At 44.0% G+C, this 22,668-nt stretch carries 18 protein-coding genes and 1 tRNA gene; 4 read left to right on the top strand and 15 right to left on the bottom strand.

Going from position 1 to position 22,668, the window contains the following annotated elements; genetic code table 11:
* Window positions 1–2,113 precede the first annotated feature (2,113 nt).
* The 5 genes from DBT50_RS00095 to rpsF form a co-directional block, all read right to left on the bottom strand.
* Window positions 2,114–2,632, bottom strand: a complete 519-nt coding sequence (locus DBT50_RS00095; protein WP_181566128.1) for a DUF3278 domain-containing protein — start codon at window positions 2,630–2,632, stop codon at window positions 2,114–2,116.
* The gene (locus tag DBT50_RS00090) at window positions 2,616–2,825 is read right to left on the bottom strand and encodes a helix-turn-helix transcriptional regulator (protein ID WP_111852474.1); all 210 of its coding nucleotides are present in this window, start codon (window positions 2,823–2,825) and stop codon (window positions 2,616–2,618) included. Before DBT50_RS00090 ends, DBT50_RS00095 begins: the two co-directional genes overlap by 17 nt.
* 220 nt (window positions 2,826–3,045) lie before the next feature.
* Window positions 3,046–3,285 carry a 30S ribosomal protein S18 gene (gene rpsR, locus DBT50_RS00085; RefSeq protein WP_013669454.1) on the bottom strand — a complete coding sequence of 80 codons (240 nt, stop codon included), beginning with the start codon at window positions 3,283–3,285 and terminating at the stop codon, window positions 3,046–3,048.
* A gap of 27 nt (window positions 3,286–3,312) precedes the next feature.
* Window positions 3,313–3,885, bottom strand: a complete 573-nt coding sequence (gene ssb, locus DBT50_RS00080) for a single-stranded DNA-binding protein (RefSeq protein ID WP_060779015.1) — start codon at window positions 3,883–3,885, stop codon at window positions 3,313–3,315.
* 35 nt (window positions 3,886–3,920) lie between these two features.
* Entirely contained in the window at window positions 3,921–4,223 is a 303-nt protein-coding gene (gene rpsF / locus DBT50_RS00075; protein WP_013669618.1) for a 30S ribosomal protein S6, read from the bottom strand.
* A 323-nt stretch (window positions 4,224–4,546) separates the two neighbouring features.
* On the opposite strand from rpsF, the gene DBT50_RS00070 reads away from it, so the two are divergent.
* The 4 genes from DBT50_RS00070 (at window position 4,547) to DBT50_RS00055 (ending at window position 8,533) form a co-directional block, all read left to right on the top strand.
* A complete protein-coding gene (locus tag DBT50_RS00070) occupies window positions 4,547–5,848 on the top strand; it encodes an amidohydrolase (protein ID WP_111852473.1) in 1,302 nt (433 codons plus the stop codon).
* Window positions 5,841–7,259, top strand: coding sequence for a YfcC family protein (locus DBT50_RS00065; RefSeq protein ID WP_111853456.1), 1,419 nt, complete (start codon window positions 5,841–5,843; stop codon window positions 7,257–7,259). The genes DBT50_RS00070 and DBT50_RS00065 overlap by 8 nt, the downstream gene beginning before the upstream one ends.
* 42 nt (window positions 7,260–7,301) lie before the next feature.
* A complete protein-coding gene (locus DBT50_RS00060; protein WP_111853455.1) occupies window positions 7,302–8,291 on the top strand; it encodes an asparaginase in 990 nt (329 codons plus the stop codon).
* Between the two features lie 162 nt (window positions 8,292–8,453).
* Window positions 8,454–8,533, top strand: a tRNA-Leu gene (locus DBT50_RS00055).
* A gap of 189 nt (window positions 8,534–8,722) precedes the next feature.
* Here the strand turns inward: DBT50_RS00055 and DBT50_RS00050 are convergent.
* The 10 genes from DBT50_RS00050 to dnaA form a co-directional block, all read right to left on the bottom strand.
* On the bottom strand, window positions 8,723–9,211 hold the full coding sequence (locus DBT50_RS00050; protein WP_181566127.1) for a GNAT family N-acetyltransferase: 489 nt from the start codon (window positions 9,209–9,211) through the stop codon (window positions 8,723–8,725).
* A gap of 129 nt (window positions 9,212–9,340) precedes the next feature.
* Window positions 9,341–10,645 (bottom strand): ABC transporter permease, encoded by a 1,305-nt coding sequence (locus tag DBT50_RS00045; RefSeq protein ID WP_111852469.1) that lies wholly within the window; start codon window positions 10,643–10,645, stop codon window positions 9,341–9,343.
* On the bottom strand, window positions 10,638–11,543 hold the full coding sequence (locus DBT50_RS00040) for an ABC transporter ATP-binding protein (protein WP_111852468.1): 906 nt from the start codon (window positions 11,541–11,543) through the stop codon (window positions 10,638–10,640). Before DBT50_RS00040 ends, DBT50_RS00045 begins: the two co-directional genes overlap by 8 nt.
* 395 nt (window positions 11,544–11,938) lie before the next feature.
* On the bottom strand, window positions 11,939–14,599 hold the full coding sequence (gyrA, locus tag DBT50_RS00035; protein ID WP_111852467.1) for a DNA gyrase subunit A: 2,661 nt from the start codon (window positions 14,597–14,599) through the stop codon (window positions 11,939–11,941).
* Window positions 14,600–14,618: 19 nt separating this feature from the next.
* Window positions 14,619–16,601: a DNA topoisomerase (ATP-hydrolyzing) subunit B gene (gyrB, locus tag DBT50_RS00030; protein WP_111853453.1), complete on the bottom strand. Its 1,983-nt coding sequence runs from the start codon at window positions 16,599–16,601 to the stop codon at window positions 14,619–14,621.
* Between the two features lie 10 nt (window positions 16,602–16,611).
* A complete protein-coding gene (gene recF, locus DBT50_RS00025; protein ID WP_111852465.1) occupies window positions 16,612–17,730 on the bottom strand; it encodes a DNA replication/repair protein RecF in 1,119 nt (372 codons plus the stop codon).
* On the bottom strand, window positions 17,720–17,983 hold the full coding sequence (yaaA, locus tag DBT50_RS00020; protein ID WP_111852464.1) for a S4 domain-containing protein YaaA: 264 nt from the start codon (window positions 17,981–17,983) through the stop codon (window positions 17,720–17,722). The genes recF and yaaA overlap by 11 nt, the downstream gene beginning before the upstream one ends.
* A gap of 344 nt (window positions 17,984–18,327) precedes the next feature.
* Window positions 18,328–19,662: an FAD-binding oxidoreductase gene (locus tag DBT50_RS00015; protein ID WP_111852463.1), complete on the bottom strand. Its 1,335-nt coding sequence runs from the start codon at window positions 19,660–19,662 to the stop codon at window positions 18,328–18,330.
* A 253-nt stretch (window positions 19,663–19,915) separates the two neighbouring features.
* The gene (gene dnaN, locus DBT50_RS00010; RefSeq protein WP_064292854.1) at window positions 19,916–21,067 is read right to left on the bottom strand and encodes a DNA polymerase III subunit beta; all 1,152 of its coding nucleotides are present in this window, start codon (window positions 21,065–21,067) and stop codon (window positions 19,916–19,918) included.
* Between the two features lie 248 nt (window positions 21,068–21,315).
* Window positions 21,316–22,668 (bottom strand): chromosomal replication initiator protein DnaA, encoded by a 1,353-nt coding sequence (dnaA, locus tag DBT50_RS00005; protein ID WP_111852462.1) that lies wholly within the window; start codon window positions 22,666–22,668, stop codon window positions 21,316–21,318.

Below are 22,668 nucleotides of genomic sequence, written 5' to 3'. Positions count from 1 at the left end.
TTATCCTTATCAGAAGTACAGACTAGTTATAAATGCAACCAAAGCTACTAATTACTAATCATATAATTAATTTATAAAGCCTTATACGAATAACCTAGTACTAAGAGCAATAGCAATGTAAATATACAGAAATCTTTTTGCTTTCTATTCTTTATATAGGTTAGTTAATAGATAGTAATTTATCAGTATAGTGCCTCTCCTTTAGAATGGATTAGATTAATTAGCTATTAATATTCGTCGTATGTAGGAGAAAAATTGCTACATAATGGAATGTTTCACGTGAAACATTCTAAAAATAGACGATTACTTAGCTTTAACTAACAAATGGATCGAGCGTACGTATATAAGTATATGAGCTTCATAACTTACTTTTACTAAAAAATCTTGTAAACCTTTGCTCATATTGAGAGTGTGACAAAAGTCAAAAGAGCTCTGAACCACTGGAGCGAACGAACTATGTGGTAGATAGTTGCAAAACTATCGCACATAGTTCGTGAAGTGGACGTCAGGGCTGACTTTTGGAGCACGTTTTGAATAGATAGTTCGTGTTTTAAAAAGAACCTGGGACTTTTGTCCCAGGCTCATTTATATTCATTGTTTCACGTGAAACAATAGGACTTTTAAAAGGGTTTATTTAATTTACAATCTGTTTATGCCTTGTTTCACACTTTTTTTAACTGTTCCATAGCTTAATTTCCCAACACTAAACATAACAAGTCTGTATAACAAGAACTATAATGATGCAATAAGCTAAGCACCAAATGGTTAAACTTAACACTAAAAATATGCCTCTTTATTTTATAGTTATTAGCTCCTTTAAAATCAAGCCACTATATAAAGTAAACAATCTCTCAAATAACTGTATGATGTTCCACGTGAAACATTTATATATGAAAATTATAAAACTGTTAAACAGAGAAATTACATGTTTCACGTGGAACAACTCTGTAAAATAAATAGATATTGAATTATATTGGATTATTTATATAGGCCTATTCAATCCTTATAGCAGTCTGATATACCTATCTAGTAAGAATAGAGGTTATTGGGGGAGGGATAAGCGTTCTTACAAAAGGCATCCAAATGGTTAAAGTCGTAAGACAGAAATAAAGTAAAATCAAATTGATCCACCCACCCTCAAAAAGAAAAACAACAAGCAAGATGATAATAGCCTTAGGATAAGAAAGAATTTATATAATTAAACAAGAGCAAGACAAGGAAGGACTATACTCTAAATTACAAAGAAGCATTCAAAGTAGAGATGTTTCACGTGAAACATAAGTCAGTTAGTAGTTAGGCAGAGGTATCCTTATTAACTAAACTACGACTTATTCTGGAAATAAATTTTCATTTAAATGCTTTCCTTATAATGTACTACTAGCTTAATCAAAATATTAATAAAGTCATTAACTCAAAAAAAGAAGAAGGTATTCCATAGCCAATAGCTCTATCTATATTTATTTAACTTAGTAGTTTACAGGTTTATCTTAAATGAAAAAGAGTAAGTAGTATATAAAGCTAATAACCCAATAAAACCCCAGCTAATATTATTAATAAAACAACAGCACACCTTGTACTCAATTAATCATCTCTTATTTACTAAGTAATAAAGAAAGTTCTCTACAAATAAGCAAAACAATAGCTAAAAAGATTATAGTCAAGTTATAAAGAAGTCCCAATCCAGAAATAACCATTACATACACCTAGCCATAGACTAGACGATGAATGATGAATGAAATAGGTAATAGGTTTCAACTTAGACGGATTTCCTTTGAGTCAATCTTATAGCTTATCCACAAGCTTAATAATTAAAATACTCTGAACTCTATCCACTGTGAGTAAATGATATCCACTTGTGGATAAGACCATCGAAAATAGTTTTATTCCTAGCAGAACACTTATAAGCCGAACACTTATCCACAATGACAAAGGCCTTAGTAGCAAGGTTTCAAGCTAGAACATTCGTTTTATTAACAGATTTATCCACAAGTGAAAATCTACTGTGTTTTTTTGTTCCACGTGAAACACTTATCCACAAAAAAGGGCTAGCTCACAAGCTAGACCTATATAATTTATCCACTTTTCATTTATCCACAGGGAGACAATTTACAGATTAAGAATCTTCGTATTTCTTTAATAAGCGCATATTCATATAATACATGATCAGGTAAAATGTGACCATTGCTACTAAAAGAAAAACACATTCTCTTATGCCAAAATGAAAGGTACCTTCTTTTACCTTTTGTCCTAAACTCTGAAAAAGAAAAAGAATGACCCCATAGATAAGGGAACTCTTTGTGACTTTCTTCCGTATCCGCTTTTTATTGGCCGTGTAGTCAGAGGCATCAATTTCCTTTACCATAATACCTAATTTCATTGAAAAGATCAGAATATAGACTATAGTCAGTGCTATCCCCAAAAATGATCCCCATAACATGAAGTTAAAGGCTAGTAATGACTGGTCTGCTGAGAAAAAGAGGGCGATTAGGAATAAAATGGCTTCCCAAAACCATAGAAAAATGAAACTCTTGTTCCCCATACGTTCACATTGGCTAAGACGGTATTCATCCATCTCTTCGACGCCATAAAAGAATTTCAAGAAACGAATATAGAGGCTATTCTTCTTTATCATCATCATCTTTCTCCCAAAATAAAGCATTTAAGTCAGTATCTAAGGCTTTGGCTAAGGCAATGCAGAGCTCGAGACTTGGGTTATAACGGTCATTTTCAATCATATTTACGGTTTGACGAGCCACGCCGATCTCTTCAGCTAGAGATTTTTGCGATAATCCCGCCCGTGTGCGGTAATATTTTAAGCGATTCATCATCCACCTCACCAATTTCACAGCGCTGTCAGTAATATACGACAGTATAATCGAATGTTTTTATTTTGTCAATTATAATAGACAAATTATCTTTATTTTTTGTCCACGTGTTGATAAGTTATTTCTGCATTAGAGTCATGCTTGGGCAACTTTCGTCCGCTCAGCAGAAAAGAGTACAAAAAAGACTGCGATGATTATCACAGCCTCCTTTAAAATTTTATTATTCAGCAACGGTAAATGGCAAGAGGGCCATAATCCGTGCACGCTTGATTGCTGAAGTTAAGGTACGTTGGTGTTTAGCACAGGTACCAGTTACGCGACGTGGTAAGATTTTACCCTTGTCAGAAACGTAACGACTTAGCAAATCGGTATCTTTATAATCAATAAAGTCCATATGGTTAGCGCAGAAGAAACATACTTTTCTACGTCTGCGTCCACCACGGCGACGATTTTGTGCCATGTTCATTATCCTCCTTTGTCCATTCCACTAGAATGGAAGATCATCATCAGCGATATTGATCGATCCGTCATTATCATTTGATGGGAAAGGATTATTGTTTCCACCAGCAAATGGGTCATTGGATCCACCAAAGCTGTTATCATTCATTGAAGGGGAATCTTGTTGATTATTATAGCCGCCAAAGCTTTGATTAGAGCCAAAAGAGTCATTAGCAAAATTATTGCCTGGGTTGGCAAAGTTATTGCCATTGTCACTGGCTTGTGGGCGTTGTTCAGTGACACTCTTAGGTTCCAGTAAGCTAAAGTTATTCGCTAAGACTTCGGTCACATAAACACGTTGGCCTTGTTGGTTTTCGTAGTTACGGGTTTGAATATTGCCTTCAATCCCTACCAAAGAACCTTTTCGTGTAAATTTAGCAAAGTTTTCAGCAGCTTTACGCCACATCACACAATTGATGAAATCCGTTTGAGTTTCACCTTGGGCATTGCGGTAGTTACGGTCACAAGCTACAGTAAAGTTGGCTACTGCAGTTCCACTTTGGGTATAACGTAGATCAACTTCCCGAGTTAATCGGCCGACTAAGACGACATTATTAATCATACAATGACCCCTCTCTTAAGACTTACTTCTTATCACTAAGCTTCAACTTTTGTAATCATATGACGTAAAATGTCGTCATTAATCTTGGCAAGACGGTTGAATTCATCAATTCCGGCTGCGTCTTCAGCTTCGCATTCGATCAAGTGGTAAACACCTTCACGGAAATCATTGATTTCATATGCGAAACGCAATTTTTGCCAATCTTCTGATTTAGTGATTGTTGTGCCGTTTGAAGTTAGGATATCGTCAAAACGTTTCACTAAAGCCTCTTTAGCTTCACTGTCAATGTTTGGACGGATAATGTATAACACTTCATATTTTGTTACATTTTCACTCATCAGTTCGCACCTCCTTTTGGTCTATAAGGTTCTTAATTCAATTAAGAACAAGGAGAGTAATTTTCATACTCACAGTTTTTAATCATAGCAAAAACCACTAGGAATAACAAGGATAAAATCTTGAATTCGGTGATTTTTTGTCGAGGCTACTGAATGTCGCTACCTAAGTCTATTCTAACAGTTATTTCCAAAAGATGCCGATCAAAAATCTCACGACTCAAAATGATCTGACTAGTCAAAACATCCCTGCTATTAGAGGGAATTAGTAAATGCGCTATGCTATAATAAATAGATAAAAAAAGAAAGACGAGGGAGGAATCACTATGTCAGAAATGACATTGGCCCAAGAGCTATCCACCATGCGCCGGCATTACCACCGTTTTCCTGAGCCGGCTTGGATGGAATACCAAACCAGTATCAGTATCATCAGCCACTTAAAAGCGCTGGGCTATGAGGTCAAGTACGGCAAGTCCATCCACAATCCGGATTGTATGATGGGACAACCCAAAAAAGACCTGGCCCAGGCCTACGCTGCCACAATTAATCAAGAAGTCGATTTTGATATTCAAGACATTCTAGCCGGTTATACCGGCGCTGTCTGCGAATTAGATACAAAGCGACCCGGACCAAGTATTGCCATGCGCTTTGATATTGACGGTTTAGCCATTAAGGAAAGTAAGAGTAAGAACCATCTGCCTAATCGCTACGGCTTTGCTTCTAAACGTAAGGGCTACATGCATGCTTGCGGCCATGATGGTCATATTACCGTCGGACTTTATTTGGCAAAATGGCTAAAAGACCACCAAGACCAGTTAACCGGAAAATATTTGTTGATCTTCCAGCCAGCTGAAGAAGGGGTCAAGGGGGGCAAGTCCATGGTCAATACTGGCCTGGTGGATGGTTATGATTACTTCCTTTCCGGGCATATCGGCATGGGAGCTCCTGCCGATAGCGTGACTATTGGTACGGATGGTTTTCTCGCTACTACGAAAACAGACATCCAGTTTTCTGGTTTATCTGCCCATGCGGGTGCCAGCCCAGAAAAGGGTCATAATGCCATTCTGGCTGCTGCTTCCGCCTTATTAAACCTGGAAACCCTGCCCCAATATTCTACTGGGGCGGCCAGAGTCAATGTCGGCAAGATTCAAGGCGGGGCTGGGCGAAATATCATTGCCAATGCCTGCCGCTTAGAAATGGAAACCCGAGGCTCCTCATCAGCCATCAATGACCATTTAAACAAGCGGGTAAAAGAGGTGGTCGCAGGGGCAGCCATGCAATACCAATGCAAGTATCAACTCCAACAAGTGGGGGAAGCGCCGGCCTTAAACCACCGCGACCAAGCCTTCTACCAAGAACTCCATGAAGTCCTGAACCAGGCGGATGTTAATAATTCCATTGGCTTTCATTTTGGAGCCTCAGAAGATGTGGTCTTCTTTATGAACCGGGTGGCTGAACTGGGAGGGAAGGCCTGCTTCTTCCTCTTTGGTAGCCAATTAGCCAAGGTAAACGGCCACCACAATTCTCAATTTGACTTTGAAGAATCCGTCTTAGTGACCATGGTGGAGACCTATACCCACTTATTAATGCATTTTGGACAGCAAGAGAAGGAGGAATCCCATGGCTAAATCACGTTTACGCCGCTTTAAAATGCCCAATTCCCTAGTGGTTTTATTTATCTTATTAGGTGTTATTGCCGGACTGACCTACATCATTCCCGCCGGAGAGTTTGCTACCATGACCCTACCATCAGGACAAGAAGTGGCTAATCCCGAGCAATTTAACTATGTCCCTAGCAACCCGACCAGCTTTACTGACTTTTGGAATGCCATTCCTAAGGGCTTCACTAAGAGTGCCAGCGTGATTGCCTTTACCTTGATTATTGCTGGTACCGTGGAAGTCTTAAAGAAAACCGGACTCATTGATGGCATGGTCACCAATCTTTCAGCCCGCTTTTCCCATAACGGGGTCCTGGTGATTCCGATTTTGATGTTTTTCTTTGCCTTGATTGCAGCTTTTATCGGGACAGCGGAGTTAAGTTTAGTTTACTTACCCATTATCATGCCCCTGATTTTAAGCCTAGGCTTTGATAAATTAACGGCAGCGGGTGTGGTCCTCATTTCCACTACCTGCGTGGGCTTCTCCTCCGGTTTTACCAATCCCTTTACCGTGGGGATTTCCCACCAAATTGCCGGTCTCCCTATGTTCTCTGGAATGGGCTACCGGGTGATGGTCTTTATTGTTTTCTATATGATTTCTAGTCTCTATCTCATGAGATATGCCAAGAAAATCCAACGCGACCCTGAAATCGTCCTCAAAGAAGCCTACCAAGAGGGCTTAATCGAGTCCCAAGAGCAAAAGATTGGCCAAAATAACCAAGCTGTCCGCCTCACTGGCCAGCAAAAAGTGATCGGTATCGTTTTGATCCTGCTCTTTGCTTATATGATTTACAATGTCCTGGTTAATGGTTGGGGCATGATTGAAATGGCCGGACTCTTTGTCATGATTGCCGTTATCAGCGCCCTGATTGACCGCATGCCAACCAATGACTTGATCCAGGCCTTTATGGAAGGCTGTTCCAGTGTCCTATCGGGTGCCATCTTAATTGCGGTAGCCAATGGGGTTTCAGTCTTGATGAACGAGGCGAAAATATTGGATACCGTAGTCCACCAATTTGGTAATTTACTCCAAGGACTCCCGGTTTATCTGTCTGCCTTAGCTATTTTTCTCTTTATCACTTTATTCAACTTCTTCGTCACCTCGGGGTCAGGTAAGGCTATTGTGGCGATGCCGATCATCTCACCCCTAGCGCGGATGGTGGGACTCAACCAACAAGTGGCTGTCCTAGCCTACACCCTAGGGGATGGCTTAACCAATGTTTTCTATCCGACTTCGGGTTACTTTATGGCCACCATTGCTAATGCCAAGATTGAGTGGGGCGACTGGGTCAAGTTCTTCCTGCCGCTCTTAGGGATTCTTTTCCTTGCCAGCATGGCCTTAATTACTATTGCCCAAATGATTGGCTATGGGCCTTTCTAGACCATGGTGACGACTAATAGCAAGTAAAAAAGGAGGCAGCAGATGTCAAATAAACGTATTGTGTTAATTAATTTAGGCGGGACCATTACCAGTGTCCATACCCAAGCTGGGGGCTTACAGTCAGGTTTCTTAACCGGAGCTGAGCTGTTGAAGGATATGGACCTGTCAAACTTAGCCGTTGACCTCAGGATTAAAGAAGTCAAAAGTATCCCTTCTAACGAAATGAGCTTAGCCGATATGGCCGATATTGCCCAAGCCATTGAAGCGGAAATCGACCAGGGCGCCCAAGGAATTGTTCTCACCCACGGGACCGATACCATGGAGGAGACCTCTTATTTTGTCGACCTGCTCCTGGATACCCCCGTTCCTGTCGTCTTTACCGGTAGTCAGTTATCCAGCCAAGACTTGGGTTATGATGGCTTTTCCAATATCCGTGATGCCGTCTTGACCGCTGCCAGTGACGATAGCGCCGGCAAGGGGACCCTCCTGGTCTTTAACCAATGTATCTTTACCGTGAATGATGTGGTGAAGAACAATAGTATCGGCCTCCATGCCTTTGAATCAGTCAATGCTGGACCTTTAGGCGTGACCTATGGGGGCCGGGTCCACTATTTCCGCGACTATCATCCAGTTGATAAATTCCCGGTCCACTTAGAGCAAAGCTTCAGCCCCAATGTCTACCTGGTCAAAGCCAGCTTGGACTTTAATCCTAAGATGATTACTGCCTTAGTTGAAGCTGGAGCTGAGGGCTTTGTCTTAGAAGGTTTTGGAGTAGGGTCCTTACCCCCCGCCCTCCAAGACATCCTCGCCCAAGTCATCCAAGCAGGGATTCCGGTCGTTTTAGTGGCTAAAGCCAACCGCGGTGGGGTCCATAAGGTTTATGCCAGCAAGGGTGCCGCGATTCAATTAGAAAAGGTCGGCGTCATCTTAGACCAAGGCTACCTCAACGGCCAACACGCCCGCTTAAAACTCATTGCCATGCTCAATAGCCCCTTAAAGGACGATATCGCCGGCAATTGGAACAAGTACTAATATCTCTACTTCAAACGCTTGAGAAGGCCTTTAAAAAGCTTCTCAAGCGGTTTTTTAATAGGGGACTTAAGCTTAAAAACTGGCAATATGTTATCTTTTATCAGCACCCTTGATTTTTTCCTTTACATTTACCCAAGTTTAGGCATACAATAGTAACATCGCGCAGGCGTGGCGGAACGGCAGACGCGCTGTCTTCAGGCGGCAGTTTCTTTGAAGTGTGGGTTCAAATCCCATCGCCTGCATAATATAGAGTGCGAGGTGACGTAAAAAAGTGAAACACTGGAAGAAATATTTGTCAATCCTTGAAAAGGATTGACAAATATTTCTGAAGTGGAGTTCACTTTTGTCACCGAGCACGTTTGAATAGAGTGCGACAGTCACACCAAGTGCAACAAAAAAGGAGAGGCCATAAAGCTTCTCCTTTTTGTATATTAAATATGTTTTTCTAAGTAAACCGTATCTAACCATTGATCAAATTTATAACCGACCTGGTGCAAGTGACCCACTAATTGGTAACCATTTTTTTGGTGGAAGTTGATACTGACCTGGTTATCCGCAGTTACTAGAGCCAGGATGGTTTTTATCCCTTGAACCTTCAAATCCCGCTCCACCGTCTGATAGAGGGCAGTGCCGAGTCCTTTCTCACTTTTATTGACTTGGCTGTAGATGGAGATCTCGGCGCTATAGCGGTAGGCAGAACGCTCATGGAAGGGATGGGCATAGGCATATGCCAAGACCTGCCCTTGGTCATTACAAGCAACATAGTAGGGAAAATCTTGGACGATTGAATGAATTCGTTCAGCCATTTCCTCACTAGTGGGAGGAACTTCTTCAAAGGTAAAAGTAGTCTCCTCCACATAATAGCGGTATATATCCGCCAGAGCCTGACTATCCTCTCTTCTCACCGGTCTAATTTGCATCATAATCCTCCCTCATTGTTTTTAATCTACTATAGTGTAACCCTTTGGCAGCAAAATTACCCGATAAAATAGAAAAACCATGTAAGTTTTTTACCTACATGGTTTTTTGTTTACGTTTTGAGCGCTTGATTATTTAGTATTGACTTGGCGTTCGCTCTTCCAGAGAGAAATGGATTGCTTGAAGGTATCCCAAGGTCCCTTATCACTGTAAGCCAAGACATTGCTCTTGTAGAGGGTGGTAGCAAAGATAAAGATCAGTACCATGGTTATTAGAGAAACCACAATGGCCATAATTACTCCCGGCCATTCCACTGAGTGATCCGCTAAGCGGAAAGGCATCACGAAAGGCGTAAAGAAAGGAATCTGGGAGGAGATCCGGTAGAAGGCGGTATCAGTTCCAGCCTGTTGGCCAAAGATCCCAATATAGAAACCGATCAAACCTAACCAGATCACAGGTTGAGACACCTTTTGAGCATCTTCGGTCTTGGTCACCAAGGAGCCTAGGAAAGCAGCCAAGGCGATATAAGTCACAATCCCCATCAAAGCGAGGAGTCCGCTGATCAGTAACATGGTCAAGTTATTAGAGAGGAAGGCTTTGATATCAAAGGCCTGGGTAATTTCCTCCGGTAGACTAAGAATGCCAAATTGGGTGGATAGGATCCGCCACAGGATAAAGAGAAGGACATAGATCCCAACTTGGGTCAGGATCATTAGTACCACTCCCAAGAGTTTGCCGTAGAAATGAGTCTTAGCAGGAATACTAGAGAGAATGATTTCCATAATCCGTGAGCCTTTTTCCGCTGCCACTTCTTGGATGATGATATTAATAAAGAACATCAGGAAGTAGAAGATGATAAAGGCAGCAATAGAAGCGACTCCATTGCGTCCCATCTCATTCATAGCATCCTTGTTTTCTTCAGCAACGCTGCCGTCCTCTTTGACATCAATTGAGACTTCTTCAATCGGCACTTGAGCTGTCATCAGACTTTGGAGTTGGTCAGGACTAATCCCAGCTTCCTGGGCATTGACCATCATTTGGTACTGGCTCAGGGCCTGTTGCAGGTTCACCTTGGCATTTTGCCTTAGATTGCTCTTCCCGTAATAAGTCGCTTTGAGCTGGCCATTTTCCTGGTTCAATTTCAGCATACCATCGACGTCGCCATCAGCCAGGGCTTGACGGGCTTGGTCTTGATTTTGGTCAAAGTTGAAGTCCACGTTATGATTATCCATGGTCTTGAGGACTTCGACCATCCCAGGGTCGGCATCAACAACCGCAATTTGGTCCGGTGAACTCGTCTCACTCTGGGAAACAAAGTAGGCTACTGCAGCGATAATCCCGATAAAGATAAGGGGGGAGAGGACCATAAAGATAAAGGATCCTGATTTGACATTCTTACGATAAACTTGACGAATAACGACCCATAATTTACTCATTGTGTCCACCTGCTTTCATTTTGAAAATTTCTTCCAGTGTTGGTGGTTGTTGGCTGAAGTGGCGGATGTAATTGCCATGGGTCAGCGTTTGGAAAATAGCTGGTCCGTAAGACTCATCAGTCAGGTAGAGGCGGTAGTAGTTATCTTCCTTAACCCCCACATGGTCGACCCCTTCCAAGGCTTGTAACTGGTCCTTGGTCCAATCCGGCGCTTCCACTTCAATGCGGGTCCGGCCGAAGCTTTCCCGGATTTCCCGAATCTTGCCATAGAGGACTTGCTCGCCGTCATGGATCATTAGCATATCATCGCAAATCGCTTCAACATTATTCATATTGTGACTGGAGAAAATAATTGATGACCCCTTATCACGTAGGTATAGAATCCCTTGTTTCAAGAGATCAGCGTTGACTGGGTCTAAACCGGAAAAGGGTTCGTCCAGGATAATAAAGGCCGGTTCATGGATCAAAGTCGCAATCAGTTGCACCTTTTGTTGGTTCCCCTTAGACAGGCTATTAATCTTATCCGTCCGTTTTCCTTTGACCTCGAAGCGGTCCATCCACTCATCAATACGGTCAAGGACTTCCTGCTTCTCCATACCCCGCAATTGGGCAAAGTACAGGATCTGTTGCTCAATGGTCATTTTCTCATAGAGCCCCCGTTCCTCGGGTAGGTAACCAATGGTCTCATAGACCTGGTCACTCATGGGTTGGTCGTTCCATAAGACTTCCCCACCATTCTCTGGAGTTAAAAAGTTTAAAATCAAGCGGAAAATGGTGGTTTTTCCTGACCCATTTCGACCGATCATGCCCAAGATTTTCCCTGGTTCAAGATCGAAAGAAACATCGTCAACCGCCACTAAATCGCCAAAAGTCTTACGTAAATGACGTGCTTTTAACATGGGCAATGTTCCCTCCTTAATATTCATTCGATAAAACCGCTTACTTATCTATCACTATTGTATGACGACAGAAAAGAAAATACTATTCTTAGCCTAGCACTAAATAAATAATCAGAATTATCCATCAAATATACTTTATTAGTTAATTTTCGTCATATATATCTGACTAAATTCAGTGTAAAGGACTTAAGAAACAAAGTCAACAAGTAATCGGTTATTATTTGCTAAAAGCCACAATCCCCTTGAGATTCATTATAATTGAGCCTTTATCTTCCAACAAGTTGCGACAAAAAAAGAGTGCTCCTAAAGTTGATAAAAAGACAACTTTTAGGAACACCCCAGATTTTATCATCACTCAGCCAAGTGATTGTTATTTAATTAATCTTCATCGGATCTTATTCTGAGTCAGAGTCTAGGTCTGAGTCTTCATTTTCATCGACGAGTTCTTGGGAGAAGTCTTGCATTTTGGCTTGGATCTGATCTTGGCTAAAACGGGCTGTATCTTGGTCGTCACCTGAATCAATGTTAGGATCGCTTAACCCGGTTTCAGTGGCGTATTGACCTTGTTGGTCTGGATCAGCTTCCACAGTCTCTACCTCTTCCAACGATTCCTCATCATCTTCTGGATCGACAACGGCCATGGTGGACACATGAGCGGATTTATCTAAGCGCATCAGTCGAACCCCTTGGGTTGCCCGACCAGTTTGGGAGATGTCAACAGAATGGAAGCGGATAACTACGCCTTCATCAGTCATCAGCATGATATCTTCATCCAAGTCAACGGTAGCTAGGCCAACTAGGGGACCGTTCTTTTCAGTAATATTGACGGTCTTAACGCCCTTACCGCCCCGGTGTTTGATACTGTACTCATCGGCAGGCGTCCGTTTGCCGTAGCCTTTTTCGGTCACGATCAAGACATCTTGGTCAGGGCCTAAAATCGACGCCCCAACCACATAGTCGTCCTTATCGAGGCGGATACCACGAACACCAGTCGCCGTCCGACCCATAGACCGGACATCGTCTTCAGCAAAGGAGACCGCATAACCCTGGCGGGAGCCGAGAATGATATTATCTTGGCCACTGGTTTGTAAGACAGCGACTAATTCATCGTCATCACGGAGGTTAATGGCAATCAGACCGTTATTTCTGATATTGAAGTATTCCTCAATCGGCGTCCGTTTGACCCGTCCTTGTTTGGTGACAAAGAAGAAGTAATCTTCATTATTAGCGGCCTTGTCACTTGGGTTTACATTAATGACCCCGCGGACTTGTTCATCTTCTTGGAGATTGAGAAGATTGACAATGGGAAGACCCTTGGCTGCCCGGCCGTATTCAGGGATTTCATAGCCCTTAATTTGAAAGACCCGGCCGCGGTCAGTAAAGCAGAGGATGACATCGTGGGTCGAGGTCGACAGCATGGCATCAATATAGTCGCCATCCTGTAAGGCCATGCCCTTCACGCCACGTCCGCCCCGGTTTTGGGTCCGGTATTCAGAGTCTTCCACCCGCTTGATATACCCCTTACGAGAGAGAGTAATGAGGACATTGCTTTCTTCAATTAAGTCTTCATCTTCTAAATTAGTAATTTCACCCACGCGAATTTCGGTCCGACGTTGGTCCCCGAAGCGTTTTTCAATTTCTAAGAGTTCTTGGTAGATAATTTCATAACGTTTTTCTTCGCTGGCTAAGACTTCATTCAAGTAGGCAATTTCTTCCATCAAGTCTTGATGTTCATTATCAATCTTTTCCCGTTCCAAGCCGGTCAAGCGAACTAAACGCATGTCGAGGATAGCTTGGGCTTGCTTATCGGAGAGGCCATATTGGTCCATAAAGATGGTCTTAGCCTGGTCACCGGTCTTGGATGACCGTAAGATGTTAACGATCTCATCAATGTGGTCTAAGGCGATCTGTAAGCCTTCTAAGATATGGGCTCTGGCTTCAGCCTTTTCCTTTTCAAAGATGGACCGGCGCCGGATAATTTCTTCTTGGTGGTCCAAGTAACGGTTGAGGATTTGTTTGAGACTAAGGGTCCGAGGCACGCCTTGGTCAATGGCCACCATATTAAAGTTAAAGTTGGTTTGCATTTGCGTTTGCTTGAAGAGGTTGTTCAAGATCACGCTGGCGCTGGCATCTTTGCGACATTCAATCACAATCCGCATGCCTTGACGGCCGGTTTCATCACGGACCGCGGTAATCCCGTCAATCCGTTTATCACGAGCCAAGTCGGCAATTCGTTCCACTAACTTGGCCTTGTTGACCATGTAAGGAATTTCGCTAACGATAATGCGTTCCTTACCGCTGGCCATGGTGTCAATTTCGGCCCGGGCGCGGACGATAATCCGACCTTTCCCGGTTTCATAGGCCTTCTTAATCCCCGCCTTACCAATCACAATCCCCGCAGTAGGAAAATCAGGTCCAGGAATGGCTTCCATCAGGTCTTGGGTCGTTGCCTTGGGGTTCTTCATCAGAATATGGAGGGCCTGGATAACTTCACTTAAATTATGAGGGGGAATATTGGTGGTCATCCCGACTGCGATCCCAGTTGCCCCGTTGACTAAGAGGTTAGGAAAGCGGGAAGGGAGAACTTCCGGTTCCCGTTCTTCCCCGTCATAGTTAGGGATAAAGTCCACGGTTTTCTTATTGATATCGCGGACCATTTCCAAAGCGATCTTACTGAGCCGGGCCTCGGTATAACGCATGGCAGCGGCTTGGTCCCCGTCGACCGAACCAAAGTTTCCGTGACCATCCACTAACATGTAGCGATAGGAGAAGTCTTGGGCCATCCGCACCATGGATTCATAAATTGCTGAGTCCCCATGGGGGTGGTACTTACCCATAACATCCCCAACAATCCGGGCTGACTTCTTATAGGGTTTGTCCGGGGTGACCCCGAGTTCATTCATCCCATAGAGAATCCGGCGGTGGACTGGTTTGAGACCGTCACGCACATCGGGGAGGGCCCGGGCGACGATAACAGACATGGCATAATCCAGGAAGGAGTTACGCATTTCATGTGATATTTCACGTGGCGCGGGTTGCTTATGTTCTTCAACCATTGATTATCAACCTTCCTTTCTATAAGTCGATGGTGGCATAGGTCGCATTATTCTCGATAAAATCACGCCGTGGTGCGACTAAGTCCCCCATCAGCATGGAGATATTCCGGTCCGCTTCCTGGGCGTCATCAACGGTCACTTGCAGCATTTGCCGTTGGGTGGGGTCCATGGTGGTTTCCCATAATTGTTCAGCGTCCATTTCCCCCAGCCCCTTATAGCGTTGGACACTAGGACGAGGACGTTCCGCTAGAGTCTTCATGTAATCATTGAGTTCTTGGTCACTGTTGACATAGTGAATGTTCTTGCCTTGGCGGACTTGGTAAAGCGGTGGTACCGCAATATAAATATAGCCCGCATCAAGTAGGGGACGCATGTAGCGATAAATCAGGGTTAATAAGAGGGTCCGGATATGGGCCCCGTCGACGTCGGCATCGGTCATGATCACCAGTTTATGATAACGGGCCTTGGTCACATCAAAATCATTGCCCCAACCAGTTCCCATAGCAGTAAAGAGGGAGCGAATTTCCTCATTGGCCAGGATCCGGTCCATGGAGGCCTTCTCCACATTTAAGATCTTCCCACGAATGGGTAAGATGGCTTGGAAGTGACGGTCCCGGCCTAATTTGGCTGAGCCGCCCGCAGAATTCCCTTCGACGATGAAGAGTTCGCATTCTTCAGGTACCCGGCTAGAACAATCAGCCAGTTTACCCGGCAGGTTAGAGATTTCTAAGCCAGACTTCTTCCGGGTCATTTCCCGGGCCCGCTTAGCCGCTTGCCGGGCCTTAGAAGCCAGGATCCCCTTATCGACAATTTGCCGGGCAATGTTTGGGGTCTCATATAAGAATTGTTCTAAATGGGCTCCAAAGAGACGGTCAGTAATGGTCCGCACTTCGGAGTTCCCCAGTTTCATCTTGGTTTGCCCTTCAAATTGAGGATTAGGGTGGCGGATAGAAACAATCAGGGTTAAGCCTTCACGGACATCTTCCCCGGACAAGTTATCATCTTTTTCCTTGAGCAGGTTCTGACTGCGGGCATAGTCGTTGATGGTCCGGGTGAGGGCGGTCTTAATCCCCGACTCATGGGTCCCACCTTCAAAGGTATGGATATTGTTGGCAAAGGACATGAAATTGCTATGGTAGCCAGCCGTATATTGAAAAGCGACTTCCACTTCAATATCATCCATTTGTCCTTCCAAGTAAACCGGTTCTTCAAAGAGAATTTCCTTATTTTCATTCAGGTATTGGACGTATTCCTTAATCCCACCTTCATATTGGTAGGCGACTTCCTGAGAATCTTCCTCGCGGCGGTCTTCCAGGGTAATATGCAAGCCCTTGTTCAAGAAGGCCAGCTCCCGGACCCGTTTATTGAGGGTTTGGAAATCATAGTCAGTGGTATCGGTAAAGATCTCAGGATCGGCCACAAAATTAACCACGGTACCGGTCTTATCGCTTTGGCCGACCACTTTCAGGTCAGAAACAATGTGTCCGCGGCTATATTCTTGCTGGTAAATCTTGCCATCGCGGTAGACTTCGACACGGAGCTTGGTTGATAGCGCGTTAACGACGGAAGCCCCCACACCGTGCAAGCCCCCAGAGACCTTATAACCGCCACCGCCGAATTTACCCCCGGCATGGAGGACGGTAAAGACGGTTTCCACCGCAGGCCGGCCGGTTTTTTCCTGGATATCGACCGGAATTCCCCGCCCATTATCGATGACGGTAATGGACCCATCACTTTCGATTTTAATATCAATCTTGTCCGCATAACCAGCTAGGGCTTCGTCAATGGAATTATCAACGATTTCCCAAACCAGGTGGTGGAGACCAGGGGCACCGGTCGAACCGATATACATGCCTGGCCGCTTGCGGACTGCTTCTAAGCCTTCTAGGACTTGGATCTGACTGGCATTATATTCACTGGCCTGGTTAGGCTGGTTTTTATCTTTTTGGTTATGGTTTTGAGGTTGTTCGTGTTCGGAATTATTTGCTTGATTTTCTGCCATCTTGCTTGATTCACTCCTTCAATTCCACCTGACCCGCCTTAATGGTAAAGAGGTCAGGATCATCAATCTTATCTGCCTGGATGCCTTCCATACTGGTTGTAGTCAGGAAGGTTTGGACTTTTTTTTCAATAGTTTTCAGCAGATGGGTTTGACGCTGGTCGTCCAATTCACTTAAGACATCATCTAATAATAATATGGGGTATTCCCCCAGGGTTTCATGCATGCATTCAATTTCTGCCAACTTCAAACTCAAAACCGTGGTCCGCTGTTGGCCTTGGGACCCGTATTGTTGAACGACTTTATCATTAATCATTAATTTTAAATCATCACGCTGGGGACCGATTTGAGTAGAGCCCACTTCAATTTCGCGGTCTTGGATAGATTGGAACTTGTCCATGAGCTCGGTTTTTAATTGGTCCACCGTGGAGGTCTCATCGACAGTCAGGCTGGCTTGGTAGGCCAGGGTCAGACATTCCTTATCCATGGATAATTGGGCATGGATAGGCTGGGCATAGGCTTCCAATTTCTGAATGAATTGGAAACGCTGGACCATCATCCGACTGGCAAAGTCCACCAACTGTTCGGTTAAGACATTCAAATACAATTTATCATGGGCTTCTCGCCGCTGCAGCTGCTTCAAATAGGTATTGCGCTGCTTGAGCAGGTGTTGGTAATTACTGGAGTCATAGAGGTAGGTTGGATTCATTTGACTCAGTTCCCGGTCAATGAAAGTACGACGCAATTGGGGAGCACCCTTGACCAATTCCAAATCTTCCGGGGCAAAGAGCACCACATTGAAGGCACCGATATAGTCACTCAAACGCTCTTGTTGGAGGCGGTTAAGTTTAGCGATCTTGCCTTTTTTGGTCATGGTGAGGGATAAAGGAATCTCCCCATTCTTCTTGGCAACCCGGCCTTCAATCCGGGCAAAGTCCGCCCCAAAGCGGATCACTTCTCGCTCTTTAGCCGTCCGATGACTCCGGGCCAATGACAGCATATAAATAGCCTCGATCAGGTTAGTCTTGCCTTGGGCGTTGTCGCCGATAAAGACATTGATTCCTGGATCAAAGTCCATGGTGACCTGGTCGTAATTACGGAAGTCCTTTAAGTAAAGTGACTTAAGGTGCATGGTGATCTGCTAGTGGATCGCTTTCGCTAGCCCCTCGAATGGCGTAAATGGCTCCTTCATGCGGAAATTCAACCACAGAGCCGGGATAAAGTTTCTTGCCCCGTCTTTGTTCCTCCTGACCGTCTAAGAACACTGGGTAATTGGCCAGGTAAATTTTAGCCTGGCCTCCAGTTTGGATATAACCCAGTGCCTTCAATAACTGCCCGAGCGTAATATACTCGGTATCGATGGCGACAATATCTACGTCTGACATCACACACCGCCTCCCTTTACTTTAAACTAAAAAAGCGTACTCCAATTCGGTCTCTTAGAGTACGATTTGTCTCCCTTATTCAAGTAATATTATACCCCAAATCCTCTATATAAGCAAAAAAAGGCCCTATTTTCCAATAGAGCCTCTTTTAGTCACTTCCTACTAATGCTTTTTAGAAGTCCATTAAAGCCTAAAAATAAAAGTTTGGCATATGAAATGGACTTTGAGTTTGGATAGGTAAAAAATTTAGTCGATCCTAAGGCGAGCAGTCTCTCTGCTTTTAATCTTGGTCGTAAAAAAAGCCGGGAGAATATCCCAGCTTCATTTGCTTTCAATTATAATTTTTACTCTTCAATTTCAATAACCCGGCCTGGATTGAGGAGGTTATTGGGGTCGAGGGCTTTTTTAATGGCTTTCATGGTATTTAATTCCGTTTCAGAGAAGAAGATGGGCATGAATTTCACCCGTTCGAGACCAATCCCATGTTCTCCAGAAGGGAGGCCGCCGTTTTCAGCTAAAAAGTCATAAAGGCGGAGGTCATATTGGTGGAGTCGGTCTTCCCATTCTTGGTCACTGAGTTTCTTCTTCATGAGGCAGATATGAATATTACCATCCCCGGCATGGCCAAAGAAAGTCGAGGCAATCCCTAAGTCATCGGCAATCTCTTTGGATTTATTGATGGCTTGGGTGATCTTATTGACCGGAACGACAGGGTCATCTAAACGCATGGGGCCTGCCTTATAAATTCCTGAGAGGATATGGTCACGGATGTCCCAAACGCCTTTTTCCACTTCGCCACTTAAGAGCTCAGTCGCTAAAGCCCCCGCATTTTGAGCGATTTCTTCCAAGCTTTCCAGATCTTTTTGAATGGCCGCTTCCTGGTTACCACTGAGGGTAACTAAGAGGAAGGCTTGGCCCGTTTTACTTGGCATTTCCTTACCGAGCAGTTCCTCAGCGTAGGTGATGGCATCGTGTTCAAACATTTCCAGGGCGGTAGGGGCCACAGAGGAATGCAAAATTTCATAAATGACCGGTCCTAGTTCTTCTAAGTGTTCGAAACCGATTAAGAGGGAGTTCTCATATTTAGGTTCTACCCGCAATTTCAATTGTAATTGACTGATAATGCCCAAGGTCCCTTCTGAACCGATGAAGAGGTCCTTCAAGTCGTAGCCTGAGGAATCCTTATTATTCAAGCTGCCCACATTAATCACTTCACCATTGGCTAAAACCACCCGCATGGAACGGATATTGTCCCGGGTCACTCCATATTTAATGGCCCGCATCCCACCAGCATTGGTCGCCGCATTCCCCGCTACGGTGGCCCGTTTTTCACCAGGGTCAGGAGCATAGAAGAAACCACTACCGGCTAAATAATCACGGACTTGGTTGAGGGTGACGCCCGCTTCCACGGTCAAAGTCAAGGTTTCCTTATCGAGGTCGAGGATTTGATTCATTTTTTCCAGATTTAAGAGGATTTCACCTTGAGGATAGGTGCCACCAGCCAGAGCCGTGTGCCCACCAATGGTCACGAGTTTTTTCCCTTCAGCTTGGGCTTTCTTGACGGCTGCAACGATTTCTTCTTCATTTTCAGGATAGATCATCCCTTCCGCATGGCCGGCTTCTGATTCATGGATAAAGGTAGTGAGATATTTGTCGTCAACTTGTCTTTCAATTGTCATTATAATGCCTCCTTTTGTTAACTTTATAGTAAAGTAATCGTTTTCACTGTGCAATGAAAACGCTTGTTTAAAAGTGAGCAAGATTGGCCTTTGAAAGAGAAAAAATTTCTCTATTTTATACAATTGATGACTGATTCTTTAACTTGTTTTAATAGATAGCTATGAACAGTTGATAGTTATATTCCTTCAAAATTCCAATAAAAAACGCCCTAATTCTAAGTGAAGAATTAAAGCGTTTGGTCTAAGTATTGGCTTAATTACCGGGTGTCCGGATGGGGGTGATGAGTTGAACCATGTTAAATTCATCTTCATCTTCACTTGGGGTCAAGATAAAGGAGTGGGTTGGGTTAACGAAACGAATGACCACATCTTGGCCGCCAAAACTCCGCAAAGCTTCCCGTAAGTAGTCAGGGTTAAAGGAAATTTCCAAGTCATCGCCTTCAAAGCTTAAAAGACTGAGTCTTTCCTTAACATAACCAATCTCAGAAGAGTGACCGGAAAGAATAGCTTCTTCTTGGGAGAGGGAGAGCTTGACCACATTATTCTTGCCTTGGTGGCTTAAGATTAAGGCCCGTTCTACCGCATGAACCAGTTCTTGGGCATCAACTTTAATTTTAGTGTTGTAATCCAAGCTCAACAAGCGGTCGGTATCGGGATAGTTTCCTTCCAATAGTCTGGAATAGAGATAAACATTATCGATCTTAAAGAGAACCTGGTTATCGGTGACCATCATCTCAATATCTTCATTATCATCCACTAGGCGGGTGAGTTCGGTCAGGGTTTGTCCTGGAATATTGATCTCTAAAGCTTTACCTTGACTTTCTTCTGGCATGGTCAAAGGCACAATCCGTTGACTGAGCCGGTGGGAGTCGGTTGATACCGCTTTCAGTTGCTCATCGGCCAGGATAAAGTGAACCCCGGTAAAGAGTGGGCGGATTTGTTGGTTAGATACCGAAATAATGGTGTGGTTAACCACCCGTTTAAAGAGATGGCCCGGTAAGACATAGGTCGAATCGGCATCAATCTCAGGTAAGGTAGGGTATTCACTACCGGCTGTCCCATTAAGGTTAAAGACAGATTCTCCTGAACGGATAACGGTTTGTAAATTATCTTGGACTTCCAAGGTCAGTTGGTCTTCAGGTAATTTTTTGACAATGTCTCCGAGGAAACGGGAGGGGAGAACAATAGACCCTGTCTCAGCAATCGATAACTGGTTACTTTCATCTTCTTTAGAAATATAAATTTCAATCGAAATGGTTGAATCACTACCAGTAAGGATGATTCCTGAATCCAGAACAGCGATTTTAATTCCGGTTAGTATCGGAATAGTTGTCCGTGAGGAAATCGCTCGTTGGACATTGTTTAAATGATCAACAAAGATGGAACGTTTAATTGTAAATTTCATAAAAAGCTCCTTTGCTGGATGCGTGCTTATTTATATATATATTAATAGTATAGTAATAGTAGTAGGTCATGTGGAAGCTGTTGAAAACTTCCTTGAAGAATTGACCTTAACACTTTTCCACTTGTGGATAAGTTGTGGGTAGGCTTGTGCCTAACTTAGCTATTTATCCACAGGCCTTATTCTCTTATTAGTTTAGCATAAAAAGCTCACTTTGCCTGCCTTGATGGATAGAAGAGTCAGCTTGGAAGCTAACGTTTGAGTAAATTTTGAATACTTTCGACATTTTCCTTAATCTCAGTGGCTGATTTCATGGCTTCTGAGATTTTTTCATGGGCATGGAGGACTGTGGTATGGTCTTTGCCGCCGAATTCTTGGCCAATCTTAGGCAAAGAGGCATCAGTAATTTCCCGAGAGAGGAACATGGCAATTTGCCGGGGGACGACAATGTCCCGTTTCCGTTTCTTCCCTTTTAAATCGGCCACAGTCAGGTCAAAGTAATCGGCTACGGTTTCTTGAATTTCAGCAATACTTGGCACCTTTTTAGTGTTGGCGTCGCGATAATTGGATAAGGCCCGCGCGGCGACATCAGGACTGAGTTCTTCTTGGTTCATGACCGCATAGGCTTGGACACTGGTGAGGGCACCTTCTAGCTCGCGAATATTGGTATCAATTTGACCAGCGATATAGGAGAGGGTCTCATCTGGGATATCAATGCCGTTGACCTTGGCTTTGTTGCGCAAAATGGCAATCCGCGTTTCCAAGTCGGGTGGGGTGATATCCGTCGATAAACCTTGTTTAAAGCGGGAAACCAACCGGTCTTCTAACTCAGGAATTTGACTGGCATCGCGGTCACTGTTGAGGACGATATGCTTATTATTATTGTAGAGAGCGTTAAAGGTATGGAAGAATTCTTCCTGGGTCGACTGCTTGTTACCGATAAATTGAATATCATCGACCAAGAGCATGTCTACATGACGGTAGGCCTGGTGGAAGTCAGGCATAGTATTGGTCCGAATCGCTTCAATAAAGTCGTTGGTAAAGGTCTCACTGGTGACGTATTTGACAATCGCATCAGGATGAGTCCGTAAGACTTCGTGGCCAATGGCTTGCATGAGATGGGTCTTCCCTAGTCCTACACCCCCATAGAAGAAGAGGGGGTTGTAGTCCCGTCCCGGCCCTTCTGCCACCGCTAAGGCAGCGGCATGGGCCATTTTATTCCCTTCACCTACCACAAAGTTTTCGAAGGTGTATTTAGGGTTTAAGTCGCTATGCCGATTAGCTGGGCGGCTATCAGCTGGGGCACTAGTCGGGCTAACAGCTTGACCGAAGTCTAAGTGATTGCTCCCCGCTTGTTGGTTGTCGAGTGTAATTTCGATCCGAATTTCCCGGCCCAGATAGTCATAAATCACCTGTTGCAACTGCATCATATAATTGGATTCAATGTGTTTTTTGTGCAGTTGGGAAACAGCTTCGATGTATAAGACATCATGATCCATCCGGAGGGGCTTGAGGCCCAAAATCCAGGTATCGAAACTTCCCTTGGTCAAGTGTTCACGAAAATATTCGCTCACCACTTGCCAAAGTTCCTGTAAAGGATCCAT

The sequence above is a fragment of the Aerococcus tenax genome, from assembly GCF_003286645.3.
GTDB lineage: Bacteria > Bacillota > Bacilli > Lactobacillales > Aerococcaceae > Aerococcus > Aerococcus tenax.
This window is presented reverse-complemented; position numbering and strand designations above follow the sequence as displayed.